The 13,121-nt window shown below is 48.4% G+C and carries 11 protein-coding genes; 9 read left to right on the top strand and 2 right to left on the bottom strand.

Annotated elements, in window-relative coordinates:
- Positions 1-185 precede the first annotated feature (185 nt).
- The 9 genes from RMO84_RS19715 (at position 186) to RMO84_RS19675 (ending at position 12,354) form a co-directional block, all read left to right on the top strand.
- Complete coding sequence (locus RMO84_RS19715) at positions 186-548, top strand: DUF4440 domain-containing protein (protein WP_396135907.1); 363 nt, start codon at positions 186-188, stop codon at positions 546-548.
- Positions 549-596: 48 nt separating this feature from the next.
- On the top strand, positions 597-1,589 hold the full coding sequence (gene thiL / locus RMO84_RS19710) for a thiamine-phosphate kinase (protein WP_310490140.1): 993 nt from the start codon (positions 597-599) through the stop codon (positions 1,587-1,589).
- Between the two features lie 136 nt (positions 1,590-1,725).
- Positions 1,726-2,670, top strand: coding sequence for a serine hydrolase (locus RMO84_RS19705; RefSeq protein WP_310490139.1), 945 nt, complete (start codon positions 1,726-1,728; stop codon positions 2,668-2,670).
- A 125-nt stretch (positions 2,671-2,795) separates the two neighbouring features.
- A complete protein-coding gene (locus tag RMO84_RS19700; protein ID WP_310490138.1) occupies positions 2,796-3,614 on the top strand; it encodes a formylglycine-generating enzyme family protein in 819 nt (272 codons plus the stop codon).
- Between the two features lie 319 nt (positions 3,615-3,933).
- Complete coding sequence (locus RMO84_RS19695; protein WP_310490137.1) at positions 3,934-7,668, top strand: pentapeptide repeat-containing protein; 3,735 nt, start codon at positions 3,934-3,936, stop codon at positions 7,666-7,668.
- Between the two features lie 210 nt (positions 7,669-7,878).
- Positions 7,879-9,501, top strand: a complete 1,623-nt coding sequence (locus RMO84_RS19690) for a Ppx/GppA phosphatase family protein (RefSeq protein WP_310490136.1) — start codon at positions 7,879-7,881, stop codon at positions 9,499-9,501.
- Between the two features lie 229 nt (positions 9,502-9,730).
- Positions 9,731-10,543 carry a TPM domain-containing protein gene (locus RMO84_RS19685; protein ID WP_310490135.1) on the top strand — a complete coding sequence of 271 codons (813 nt, stop codon included), beginning with the start codon at positions 9,731-9,733 and terminating at the stop codon, positions 10,541-10,543.
- 193 nt (positions 10,544-10,736) lie between these two features.
- Positions 10,737-11,069: a hypothetical protein gene (locus tag RMO84_RS19680; protein ID WP_310490134.1), complete on the top strand. Its 333-nt coding sequence runs from the start codon at positions 10,737-10,739 to the stop codon at positions 11,067-11,069.
- 7 nt (positions 11,070-11,076) lie between these two features.
- Positions 11,077-12,354 carry a pentapeptide repeat-containing protein gene (locus RMO84_RS19675; RefSeq protein WP_310490133.1) on the top strand — a complete coding sequence of 426 codons (1,278 nt, stop codon included), beginning with the start codon at positions 11,077-11,079 and terminating at the stop codon, positions 12,352-12,354.
- A 13-nt stretch (positions 12,355-12,367) separates the two neighbouring features.
- Here RMO84_RS19675 and RMO84_RS19670 read toward each other — a convergent pair whose 3' ends face one another.
- Both RMO84_RS19670 and RMO84_RS19665 read right to left on the bottom strand, forming a co-directional pair.
- The gene (locus RMO84_RS19670; protein ID WP_310490132.1) at positions 12,368-12,688 is read right to left on the bottom strand and encodes a Txe/YoeB family addiction module toxin; all 321 of its coding nucleotides are present in this window, start codon (positions 12,686-12,688) and stop codon (positions 12,368-12,370) included.
- Positions 12,663-12,968: a type II toxin-antitoxin system Phd/YefM family antitoxin gene (locus RMO84_RS19665; RefSeq protein ID WP_310490131.1), complete on the bottom strand. Its 306-nt coding sequence runs from the start codon at positions 12,966-12,968 to the stop codon at positions 12,663-12,665. Before RMO84_RS19665 ends, RMO84_RS19670 begins: the two co-directional genes overlap by 26 nt.
- Positions 12,969-13,121 lie beyond the last annotated feature (153 nt).

Raw genomic sequence — 13,121 nt, 5'->3', positions numbered from 1 at the left:
CAAAGAACGCAGAGGTTTTTTGGTATTTGGGTAAGGTTGTTAGTTGCTGCCGCAAAGGACGCGGAGGGAAGATGATGGACAAGGAGAAGGAGATTGAGGGCAGATCGACGGATGTGGATGAGTATATCGATTGTCCGCCGGAATTTTTTACGGAGCTTCAATATGCGGACGTTTTACACGAGCTGATGCAACGCGAACCGATTTTTCATCATCCTGAGTTTGGTATGACTCGCCAGGATTTTGAGAATATGACAGATGCCGCATTTTGGGAGATTGGTGCTTCCGGTCGTCGCTATAGTCGGGAGTATGTATTGGCAGAAGTCGTTAGGCGATATCAGGACTCCGCATATCGAGGCATTCACTCTGCTCCAGAAAACACTTGGCAGACTAAGGATTTCTACTGTCGATCGATCGCGCCAGATACTTATCTGCTGACATATACTCTCATTCAAGCAGAGCGAGTGACGCGGCGATCGACTCTCTGGCAATATACCAACAGTGGTTGGAAGATCTTGTATCATCAGGGAACGATCGTCGAGGATAGTTAATTTATCCATTGAGATCGATCCACATGCCCCTATCAACTTATCCCCACAATGCTAATTAGCGATCTGGGCGAACGCGGACTGTTGCAATTAATTCAATCTTATTGTCTGCCCAATACGATCGGGGATGATGGCGCGATCGTTCATCCGCCTGAAGGTTGCGAGTTAGTTGTCACTACTGATGTGCTAGTTGATGGCGTACATTTTAGCGATCGCACGACGACAGCATTTGATGTCGGTTGGCGATCGGTTGCTGCCAATTTATCAGATCTGGCGGCAATGGGCGCGACACCCCTGGGAATTACAGTAGGGTTAAGTTTACCCCCGACACTATCTGTCGTCTGGTTGGAGCAGCTTTATCAGGGAATGCAGGCTTGTTTGGAGCGATATGGAACGGGAATTATTGGTGGGGATTTGACTCGATCGAGTGTAGCCACAGTCGCGATTACAGCTCTAGGTGCGGTGAAAGCCGATCGCATTATCGCTCGATCGACGGCCCAAATTGGCGATGCGATCGTGGTGACGGGTTATCATGGCGACTCTCATGGCGGTTTGAAATTACTACTCGCTGCCGAACTGGGACAAACAGATTTTACGGCGCAACAGCAAGCTTTAATTACGGCTCATCAACGACCGCAGCCTAGATTAGATGTGTTGCCAATAATCGATCGATTGAGAGCAACTAGTCAAACATTGACGATTAGCGGGATGGATAGTAGCGATGGATTAGCAGACGCGATCGTTCAAATTTGTCAGGCTAGCGGCGTCGGTGCGGTGCTGAATCGATCGACCATGCCGATCTCGCCAGCTCTATCCCAAATCTTTCCAGAGACAGCCTTAGATTCAGCTCTCTACGGTGGGGAAGACTTTGAACTAGTATTGTCGATGCCCGAACCAGTTGCCCTAGAATTAGTGAAGAACATCGGCAATGGTGCGGCAATTATCGGTAAAATCGGTCGATCGTCAGATATTGTATTAATCGACGATCTCACTGGAGATTCCACAATTTATCTAAACCGACAGTCAGGATTCCAGCATTTCTAGATCCACTAAATCCCATCCCAGTCTTCTACCGCGTACCGAGAAGTTATTTGAGTTACTGCGGAGATCTACCCACCCCGCCCTACGGGCACCCCTCCTCGGAGGGGATTTTCTACCCCAGCCATCCCCCGCTAATTCAATGCCCTTTTATCAAACCAATCCCCAACTTACAACCTTAGCCGAAGCAGCATTAGCAGACACTTGGCAAAAATTCCCGACATTGGAACGCGAACAGATTGCCATCACTTGGCTGGTATACGATCCACCAATTCCTGTCAATACTGGCGGTGCAATTACTGCTGACGAACTATGGAAATATCCAGTTCGGGGCTTTAACTATCGCGGTAACGAGCGAATTTATCCCGCCAGTATCGCCAAATTATTTTATTTGCTCGCGATGCATGAATGGCTGGAGCAAGGGATGGCATCGGCTTCGAGCGAACTCGATCGAGCGGTACGAGATATGATAATCGACTCTAGCAATGATGCGACTAGTCTGGTTGTCGATACCCTCACGGGTACTACTAGTGGCCCCGAATTATCCGCTGGGCCATTTGAATCCTGGAAATCTCAGCGCAACTTGGTCAACCGTTATTTCCAATCGCTGGGCTGGTCGGAATTAGACCTGATTAATGTCAATCAAAAAACCTGGAGCGATGGCCCCTATGGAAGGGAGCGGTATTTCGTCGGCGAAATGCGGGAAAACCGGAATATGGTGACGACAGATGCAGTGGCGAGATTGCTGCATAGTATCGTCGGCGGTGCTGCCATCAGCGGCGATCGATCGAGTCAAATGATGCAACTTCTCCACCGCGATCTCCAACTAGCTCAAGTAACCCCCGATCCTGGTGAAGAGAACCAGTTAAACGGCTTTTTAGGTGCAGGTTTACCACCAGAAAGTCAAATCTGGTCGAAAGCTGGGTGGACGTCTCAGGTGCGCCATGATGCGGCTTATATCGAACTGGTAGATAAGCAACCATATTTACTGATTGTGTTTACCGAAGGCGCAGCGAACAGCCAAAATCGACAGATCTTGCCATTTATTGCCGATCAATTTGTCACTGCGATGTCACAGCTTGATTAGTAAGCGTCAAGATCTTTGGACACCCCGATCGATTTCCACAACATCTCGTTGGCGTAGCCTACCGGAGGTAATCGATCCGACCCCATGACATACTTGAAACTAATCGATCGATTCTAGTAGAAACTATGTCTTCTGTTCCCAACCTTCAAACCTGTACTTTTGAAAACGTTCGTGTCGATGGTTGCGGGGAGATCGTCGATCGACAAACAGGCAGGGCGGAATATTTTACTGTCAGTTTGGCTGATGGCGTCACATTAGATCTGGTGGCGATTCCGGGCGGTGAATTTATGATGGGGGACGATCTACACCATCCTGACGAACGGCCAGTGCATCGAGTTACGGTACCATCATTTTTCATGAGTAAATATCCAATTACTCAGGCGCAATATCGATCGATAATGGGCGCAGATGCTGGATTTGGGTTAGGTGCAGCATATCCGATCGAGCGGGTCAGTTGGGATGAGGCGATCGAGTTTTGTACTCGGTTATCGCAAAAGCTTGGCGATCGTTATACTTTACCCAGCGAAGCACAGTGGGAATATGCTTGCCGTGCGGGGACGCAGACCGCCTTTCATTTTGGGGAGACGATTACACCTGAGGTCGTTAATTACAACGGCGATTTTCCCTATGCTGGGGCACCAACCGGTGAAAACAGAGCACGAGCTACACCTGTCGGCAGTTTTCCCCCCAATCAGTTTGGACTATATGACATGCATGGCAATGTCTGGGAATGGTGTGCGGATGAGTATCGGCCTAGTTATCATGATGCACCGATCGATGGCAGTGCTTGGACTACTGGTGCGGTGCCAAACGACGTCAAGCGGGTGATGCGGGGTGGAGCTTGGGATTATGTAGCTAAGGGCTGTCGGAGTGCGGTACGAGGGAGTCTCGCTCCAGGTAGTCGCATGGCTGGTTGTGGGTTCAGAGTAGTATTCAGGCGTTAAGAAATTCTTTGCAGTTGGATTGGTGTATGAAGCATAGATTTTGCCCTCACCCCCAACCCCACACCCCAGCGTGGGGGTGGGGAGCTAGAGCCGCAGGATCTGGCGGGGTGAGGGCTAACCATACCTGAATCCAGCAACACCAAAATTCTTTGTAGTCAGCGATCCTTAGCTCGCTCGCAACTAGTTTTATATTAAGGTTAGCGATCGATCGTCAGACAGAAATCTCTTCTAGTTGTGAGGTAGCATGTATGTCACACCTGTAAACGATCGATTATGGTAGGTAGTATAAACATCAGCTCGATCGAGGAGAGAATAACTGATGGAATTAGATCGTGCAGAGGCGATCGTCAAAGAACTACTAGCCCCTAAATATCTAAATCCACCTCAAGAACTGGTTTTCAGAGCCGCTTGGCAAGGTCAGTCTTATCGCCAGTTAGCCGAGACAGCCGGATACGATCGCACTTATATCAAGAGTGTTGGGGCACAATTATGGCGGATGCTATCGATCGCCACCCAAAGCAAAGTCTCTAAAGTTAATTTCCGCCAAGTCATTGAATCAGTTGCCGCCCAGCGCGATCTGAGATCGGCAGCCGAGCCGAGATCGCCCCAGTCGGGAATTGACTGGGGCGAAGCGATGGATATTTCCACCTTTTATGGGCGCGAATTAGAGCGCAGTCAATTGGAGCGGTGGATCGTTCGAGATCGGTGTCGGTTGGTGGCAATTTTGGGCATGGGAGGGATGGGAAAAACGACGATTGCTGTCGAATTGGTGCAGCAGCTCCAAGCTCAAATCCAGCGAGGTATGGACGATCCCACCGTACCACCTACTGCCGATCGGTTCGATTGCATCTTGTGGCGAAGTTTGCTCAATGCGCCACCACTGCAAGAATTACTGCCAGAGTTAATTCGGATGGTGACGCTCGCCCCTGGGTTGGCAGCAAGTCAGCACCAGGTCGCCGTCCCCTTAGCCGAGTGTCACGATCTCCGACAGATCCAATTGGCGATCGTGCCCAAGACAGTGGCCGGACAGATCGAATTATTACTAGAAATCTGTCAACAATATCGCTGTCTGATCGTCCTGGATAATGCCGAGTCGATCTTGCAAGCTGGTGCGCAAGTCGGACAGTATCGATCTGGATATGCTGATTATGGCGATCTGTTTAGTACGTTGGGGCGAACGAATCATCAGAGTTGCCTACTACTCACCAGTCGGGAAAAACCCACGGAAATCAGCCAACTAGAGGGCATCAACGCTAAGGTCAGAACCTTTATTTTACCCGGATTGGATGCCGTCGCCGGACAACGAATTTTTGCCGATCGCGGCTGCGCGCCGATTTCCCCAACAGAATGGGTGGAGATCGATCGCTATTGTGGCGGCAATCCCTTAGCATTTCAACTAATTGCCGCAGCGGTGCAAGAAGTCGCCGATGGGGATGTCAGTGAAATTTTTCCCTACCTACGATCGAGTAATTTGGGGTTCGCCGATATTCAGATCCTGCTCGAACAGCAGTGGGAGCGGTTGACATCTGAGGAGCAGCAAGTTATGTACTGGTTGGCGATCGGTCGCGAACCCCTGTCGATCTCAGATTTGGCAGGATCGCTGCATCCAGCTTGGAACCGTCAGGGTAATTATCCAGCAGCGCAACCGATCTCGCGCCACACATCCTTGCTAACAGTCTTACAATCCTTGCGCCGTCGGAGTATCATCGCCAATCTCCCCGGAATCGATCGGACTCAACGCCATTGGTCGCTGCAACCGATGGTGATGGAATACGTCACCGGACGATTGGTCGATCGGATCTGCACTGAAATCGAACGCCAGCGACCATTTTTGCTCGATACTCATCCGATCGCTCAGGCTACGGCCAAAGAGTACTTGCGGCAGGCGCAACTGCGGACGATCGTCCGACCGGCGATCGACCGGCTGCGTACCAGTATTGGCAATCCCCAGCACATTGGCATCCGACTGCGGCAAACTTTGGCGTACTGGCGAGTGACGCACGCGCTCCAACCTGGATACCTTGCTGGTAATATTCTCAATTTACTCACTCATCTCAAACTAGATTTGACCGATCTCGATTGCTCTGAGTTGTACATCTGGCAGGCATATTTAGTCGGTGCGAATTTAGTACGCGTCAATTTTGCCAATGCCCAGATGCAGGATTGCGCGTTTACACAGACGTTTAGTAGCATTCTGGCGATCGCTTATAGCCCTGAAGGCCAGACTCTCGCCGCTAGCGATAGTAATGGTGAAATTCGGCTGTGGTCGGTACAAGATGGCCAATGTTTGCTGACTTGTTCGGGACATACCAATTGGGTGCGGTCGATCGCGTTTAGTCCCGACGGTCGGTATTTGGCTAGTTCGAGCGACGATCGGACGATTAAACTATGGGATTTGCAAGATGGGACTTGCGTGCAAACCCTCGGTGATGGCATCCACAGTTTGGGCTTAAGTTTTAGTCCCGACGGCAGCTATCTCGCCAGTGGCAGTACTGACAATCGCATTTATTATTGGCACCTACCTACTGGAGTTTGCGAGCGGCAATTTGCCGGACACCAGCACTGGTCGATGGATGTCTGTTTTCATCCCCACGGGCACAAATTAGTCAGCGGTGGTGCCGATGGCACGATCCGAATTTGGGATGTGGCGACTGGGAACTGTGATATCGTCTGGCAGGGGCATGAAAACTGGGTCACGACGATCGACTATAGCGGCGATGGTACGACCATCCTCAGCGGCAGTCTCGACGGCAACCTCCGCTTGTGGGATGCCACTGAGCCGAGCGATCGAGCGGCCTGTCGGCTGACGATCTCCGAACATGGCGATGAAATTTGGTCGGCGGTATTTAGCCCAGATGGCTCGCAGATCGCCAGTGCTGGGGTCGGTGGTTTATTGCGGATTTGGCGTGCGAGTGATGGTTTTTGCTTGCATAATTTGGAAGGCCATAGCGATCGGTTGTGGGCGGTGGCTTTTCATCCCCAGGGCTACCAAATTGCCAGTGGCGGCGAAGATCGTACCCTGCGAGTTTGGCAAGTGAGCGATGGCAAATGCTTGCAGGCATTCAATGGTTATACCAATTGGTTTCGCGCGATCGCCTGGAGTCCAGATGGCCACAGATTGCTGACGGCCAGTCGCGATGCCCAGATTCGCGTGTGGTGTGCGATCGAAAAAATCTGTCTGCACCAATTAACCGGACATACCAAATCTACCAACACTGTAGCCGCCGATCCGCAAGGTCGAACTTTTGCTAGCGGTAGCGACGACCGCACGATTAGAATTTGGGATGCCCAAACATTAGCTTGTACTCAGATCCTGCACGGACATCCAGGGGAAATCTTAGCCCTAGTCTATAGTCCCGACGGCAAGTATTTGATCAGCGGTGGGAGCGATCGCACGATCCGCATTTGGGATACCCAGAGCTGGCGATGTTTACAGGTGCTCGTGGGTCATACCGATCGGATTGGCAGTTTAGCCTATCATCCCACTCGCGATCTGATTGCTAGTGCCAGTGAGGATCTCACTGTCCGGCTCTGGAACCTCCACGACAATGCCCCATTAGAAATTCTTACCCATACCAATCGCGCGATCGCGCTAGCCTTCGATCCGGGTGGTACGATCCTCGCTAGTGGCGGGATGGATAGTAAAATTTTGCTCTGGAATATCGATACTGGCCAACTTTGCCATGAATTTAACGGACATACCGGCTGGATTTTGTCACTAGCATATAGTCCCGATGGTAAGTGGCTCTTTAGTGGTGCTTCTGACTCGACGATCGAGGTGTGGTCGATGGACACCGGACTATGTACCGACACTTATACCGGACACCAGGGCTGGGTGTGGTCGGTAGCTGTCAGTGGGTGCGGTCAGTTCGTTGCTAGTGCCAGTGAGGATGAAACCGTGCGATTCTGGAACTTGGCTGACGGTCGCATCCTTTCGACTTGTCGCGCGCACCGTCCTTATGAAGGGATGAACATCGCTGGCGTTGAAGGTCTAACCAAGGCGCAGATGAATACGCTCAAGACGTTAGGAGCTTGGGACGGGGTTAGTCTTTAGGCTTTAGGCTTTAGGCTTCATGCTCGATAATTTAAAGAATTGAGATAACTTTCACAGACCGCTAACTACCTACAAAAGCGATCGATGTAAGCTTGTTTCGATAGACAGCATCAATGTAAATTAGAGCTAATTGGTACTGTTGTCAAAATCCGGTATGACCGATCGCCCGGTCAGTAACGATCCAAACTCTCTCATCTGACTGGAAATCTTATGGCAAACGCGGTATTAGAGTCTTCAAGCACGATCGATGACGATCGATCCACCGACCCGATTATTGCCGCGATCGATATCGGTACCAACTCGGTACACATGGTCGTCGTCCGCGTTATTGCCAGCCTACCAGCATTTAGTATTATCGCCCGCGAGAAAGAGACAGTCCGCTTGGGCGATCGCGACCCCCTCACGGGCAATTTGACGCCAGAGGCGATCGATCGAGCTAGAGGCGCACTCAAACGCTGTCAGGAGGTCGCCAAAAGTCTCAAAGTCGATCGAATCATTGCCGTTGCGACCAGTGCAGTCCGAGAAGCCCCGAATGGCCGCGATTTCGCTCGAACGATCGAGACCGAATTAGGTTTGGCGGTAAATATCATTTCGGGGCAAGAGGAAGCGCGACGCATTTATTTAGGCGTCTTATCGGGAGTTGAGTTCGACAATACACCCCATCTGATTATCGATATCGGCGGCGGCTCGACGGAATTAATTTTGGGTGACAGTCACGAACCGCGAACCCTCAGTAGCACCAAAATCGGTGCCGTGCGGCTGACGGCGGAATTTATCCCTAACAATCCCGTGAGCGATCGCTCTTTGAGCTACTTGCAAGCCTTCGTGCGCGGGCAATTGGAACGCCCGATCGATGAAATCAAGGCCAATCTCCGTCCGGGCGAACTGCCCAAAATGGTCGGTACTGCCGGGACGATCGAAACGATTGCCGCCGTCCTCAATCTGGACAAAAATGGGCATGTGCCCGATCGCATTCATGGTTTCAAAATTCAACTCTCCGAATTACGCAATCTCATCAATCGGCTGCGACGGCTGACCATTGCCGAGCGTACGACGATCGAAGGCATATCCGATCGCCGTGCCGAAATTATCGTCGCTGGTGCGGTCGTTTTGCAAGAGGCGATGACTATGTTAGGGATGCAATCGCTTTCTGTCTGCGAACGCAGCCTCCGCGAGGGAGTAATCGTCGATTGGATGCTGGCCCAAGGTTTGATCGAAGATCGCCTCAAATATCAAGGCTCGATCCGCGAGCGCAGTACGCTCAAAATCGCTGGCAAATACGGCGTCGATCTCCCCCACTCCGAGCGCGTTGCCGAATTAGCCTTGAGTCTATTCGACCAAACCTACGGACAGTTGCATACCTGGGACAAGTCGATCCGGCAGTTACTCTGGAGCGCATCGATCTTGCACAATAGCGGTCACTTTGTCAGTCACGATTCCCACCACAAGCATTCTTACTACCTAATTCGCTACGGGGAGTTGCTCGGCTACACCGAAGCCGAAATCGATATTATTGCCAATATCGCTCGCTACCATCGCAAAAGCGCACCGAAGAAAAAACATCAGAATTTACAAAACCTCACCAAAGAACAAAAATCGATCGTCTCCCAACTCAGTGCGATTCTGAGAGTTGCCGTAGCTCTCGACCGACGCCGGATTGGCGCAATTAAAGATGTCCGCCTCAATTGCGATTTAGCCACCCGCGAATGCCAGCTCACATTTTTCCCTGCCGATCCCTTAGATGCCTGCGTTCTCGAATGTTGGAGCTTGGATTATAAAAAGCCGATTTTTGAAACTGAGTTCGATCTCAAGTTATCAACGACCAGAGGCTAGTAATCTTATCGGGAGTATCGATCGTTTCAGAACAATAGATTATTCCCCCGTACCCCCGTACCCTCGTCCCCGATCGAACTTCCGCCGATCGCCCCATTCGTTCGTAAAGTATTGTAAAGTAAATTAATAATAGATTAAATTCGATCGATCGAGACAACCGCGAAATCGGCTCTAATCAGTGCAGATCGCCAATTTGTCCTTGTATCGATTTAACTGACTTTAGTAGCACATGCCTTCGTCAAAAATGATATTACGTCGCCTGCTCGGATCTGCACTTGCCATCATCTTAAGTATATCCGTGTGGTCGATCGCCCCCGCCGCTCAAGCTTACGACAATCCAGAGTTATTGCCCACAGAACAGACTCCGGTGATCGACTTGGCAAAAACCTTCACTGAAATCCAAGAACAGAAATTAGTCAAAGATATCGATACCTTTGAAGCCGATACTGGTTGGAAGCTGCGGGTGTTGACACAATACGATCGTACCCCCGGACGAGCAGTGAGCAAATATTGGGGACTCGATGCAAAAAGTGTCCTTGTCGTCTCCGATTCGCGCGGTGGTAATACCCTCAACTTTCGCGTCGGCGATGATGTCTACAAACTGATGCCCAGAACCTTCTGGATCGAGCTACAAACCAGATTTGGCAACATGTACTATGTCCGTGAAAATGGCGAAGATAGTGCCATTACTGACTCCTTAGAAGCAGTCAAAACCTGTTTGGTTAGAGGCGGTTGTAATGTCGTTCCAGGACTACCAAAAGAACAGTGGTTATTGACTCTAACTAGCTCGATTCTGGGTGGCATCATCTGTGGATTTGCCGGACAATATCGTAAACCTGGTGAAGGTTTCTCGTGGCAGTGGGCATTGATTTTTTCACCACTATGGGGAATTTTATTCATTGCGTTTGGTGTCGCACCAGTCATCACGCGCACATCCGAATGGGTACCACTATTTCGTAATTGTGCCGGATTTGCGATCGGGGTATTAGTGGCTTTCCTCGCACCAATTATCGGTCAATCCAATCCGTCCGAAGAAACTTAGAAATACTAGCCTGCTTAGAACCCTGATTTCTTGAAGAAGTCGGGGTTCTATTTTTTTGCTATGCAGATCGTCCAAACAGACTAAAGAGCTATCATCGATCGACTTCTAAGTCCTGTGGAATATGTACTTCAACTATTATGTTACGATGGCAAAGGCGATTAGGCTTCATGCTACGCGATCTAGAGAGAATAATGTGACAGAGACCATTTATCACCGCCTACAGACTGATACTGAGACTGTAAAGAAACAACTAGCCAGCCAAGAATTATGGGGTGGGCCATTTAGGAATTATATGGGTGGTAGCGATATTCCCAAGGTTAAAGCCTATGTTAATCAGCTACCCCTGACAAACGATCGAGTGACAAAACGCAGTGGGATTGAGTTTACAACGAAAGTTGAGACAGATTCATACCATCCCGTATTCGCTTATTGGTCAGGAGATCGAGAGGGTGTTGTGACTGAAGATGGGTACGCTAAAATTAAGGTAACGATAACGCTCTGTACTCAAGAATTAGATAAAGGCTGAAGCCGCAATGAGCCAACCAGCAACTATTCAGAGAATTAGATTTGAAGAGGTAACTCCAGCACATGAGTATGCCGCATTTTTGGATGTCTCGATCGAGTCTTTGGTTGCTCATCTCGGTTTACCGATCTTTGAAGGCTATGACGATTTAGATGAAATGCGCTTAACTTTCCTGACGTTGCCATCTAACGAAACTGTCACACTAGTAGAATATCTGAATTCGCCACAGCCTGGGGCTTCCATTTGTGTGGATGCTAAGATGCAGAATATCCCACAAATTGTCTTTGATAGCTGTCTGAAATTACAAGTACCGAGAGAAGAGGTTATTTGGTTTCATCCTGATTGGCAGGAGGAGATCGATCGATTATATGCAGAACATGGCGCAATTGAGAAACGACCAGAATCACCACAAGGAGAAGAATTACCACAACAGAATGAGTACGAACCGATCGATTGTTTCAATCATGCACTAAGGATTTATACGAGAGATTATGTTCCGGCAACCTATTGGGCGATGCTGCAACATAATCTTGGCTTGGCTTATTTCAATAGAAATAAAGGGGATCGTAAGGAGAATTTAGAGAGATCGATCGAATGCTTTAACAAGTCTCTAGAAATCTATACCCAGAATGAGTTTCTGGAAAAATGGAAAATAAATCAGGATGATTTGAAACAATCTCAGCAATTTCTTAAATCGTTAAAGAAATTAATTGCACTAAAAGATATTGTCGATCGATCGGTTAACTATCCACAATTAAAAAATATCAGTCACATCGTTGAAGCGATAAGGAAAATAAATCTAAGTAGCACCAAGTCGAGAGGCATTAACCAAATTATCGATCTGAGGAATGCTGATCTGAAATATGCTAACCTTTTTGCTGTAAACCTCAGTAGTGCTAACTTGAGTGGTGCTAATTTAATTAATGCTGACCTCAGTAATACCTACTTAATTAGTGCTAACCTGAATGGTGCTGACCTGAGTGGTGCTAATCTAATTAGTGCTGACCTGAGTGGTGCTAATCTAATTAATGCTGACTTGAGTGATACTTACATGCTTAGTGCCAATCTAAGTAATGCTGACCTTCGAGGTGCCAATCTAAGTAATGCCGATCTTCGAGGGGCTAATCTAAGTAACGCAGACCTTCAAGATACTGATGTAAGAAATACTAGATTTGAATCTAATGCAGGAGTTTTGGCCTTGATGAAACAAGATTTGATTACAAAAGGGGCTATTTTTCATGACATTCTAGAAGATAGATTAGAATCTAAAATACTAGTTTCTCTCTAATTATGAGTAATATTTATTCGTAGTGATAGCGACATGCAAAAAAGACAATCTGCTCATTATTCACTATATAAATCAATCGATGTTCGAGATCGATGCGGCGCGACCAATAATCTGAATCCAGATACTTTAAAGGTTCTGGCTTGCCAATCCCTGTAAACGGATCTGACATAATAGCTGTTACCAGATCGAGGATCTTCGCTGCTTTTTTAGAATCGGTTTTATACCACCAACCCAAATCTTCTTTGAATTTGCTAGTAAATACTGGACTCGATCGAATAATTTGAACGGGAGTTATTTCCGATAGCTCTTCAGATTTTTTCTTCTTTTTCGCCATCAATTCCTAACTCCTTACATAATTCTTCAATGCTTTGCGGCACCAGTTTACCAGAGCGATATTCATCGATCGAATCGAGTAAATGACGCGCATTTGCAGGAGAGCGGAATAGATAAACAGTTTCGATCAGACTATTGAGATCTGATTCGGCAATCAAAGCCACATTCTCACCATCGCGACGATTGATGACACAAACTTGGTGACTCTGAGCGACGCGATCGATCAATTGAAAGAATCCAGCTCTGGCTTCAGTCGGCGAAGTGATTTCGGTAGAGAACATATTTTATGTACGTAACTATGTACATGATATCAAATTTAATCTCATTGTCACTAAATTTCACCAAAATAGTTCTCAGGTACTATTGAAAGGGGTATTATAATAACGCTATCTACCTGCGCTAAATATTGCCCTATGTCTTTCGTTGGTTTGCAC

It is taken from the genome of Chamaesiphon sp. VAR_69_metabat_338, assembly GCF_031423935.1.
Classification (GTDB): domain Bacteria; phylum Cyanobacteriota; class Cyanobacteriia; order Cyanobacteriales; family Chamaesiphonaceae; genus Chamaesiphon.
Note: the sequence above shows the minus strand (reverse complement) of the source record. Positions and strands in the feature narration are given on the sequence as shown.

Excerpts from the sequence above, each read along its gene's own strand:
- RMO84_RS19685 (WP_310490135.1), top strand. The coding sequence starts at position 9,731 with ATGCCTTCGTCAAAAATGATATTACGTCGCCTGCTCGGATCTGCACTT.
- RMO84_RS19700 (WP_310490138.1), top strand. The coding sequence starts at position 2,796 with ATGTCTTCTGTTCCCAACCTTCAAACCTGTACTTTTGAAAACGTTCGT.
- RMO84_RS19695 (WP_310490137.1), top strand. The coding sequence starts at position 3,934 with ATGGAATTAGATCGTGCAGAGGCGATCGTCAAAGAACTACTAGCCCCT.
- RMO84_RS19690 (WP_310490136.1), top strand. The coding sequence starts at position 7,879 with ATGGCAAACGCGGTATTAGAGTCTTCAAGCACGATCGATGACGATCGA.
- RMO84_RS19715 (WP_396135907.1), top strand. The coding sequence starts at position 186 with ATGCAACGCGAACCGATTTTTCATCATCCTGAGTTTGGTATGACTCGC.
- RMO84_RS19675 (WP_310490133.1), top strand. The coding sequence starts at position 11,077 with ATGAGCCAACCAGCAACTATTCAGAGAATTAGATTTGAAGAGGTAACT.
- RMO84_RS19665 (WP_310490131.1), bottom strand. The coding sequence starts at position 12,968 with ATGTTCTCTACCGAAATCACTTCGCCGACTGAAGCCAGAGCTGGATTC.
- thiL (WP_310490140.1), top strand. The coding sequence starts at position 597 with ATGCTAATTAGCGATCTGGGCGAACGCGGACTGTTGCAATTAATTCAA.
- RMO84_RS19705 (WP_310490139.1), top strand. The coding sequence starts at position 1,726 with ATGCCCTTTTATCAAACCAATCCCCAACTTACAACCTTAGCCGAAGCA.
- RMO84_RS19670 (WP_310490132.1), bottom strand. The coding sequence starts at position 12,688 with ATGGCGAAAAAGAAGAAAAAATCTGAAGAGCTATCGGAAATAACTCCC.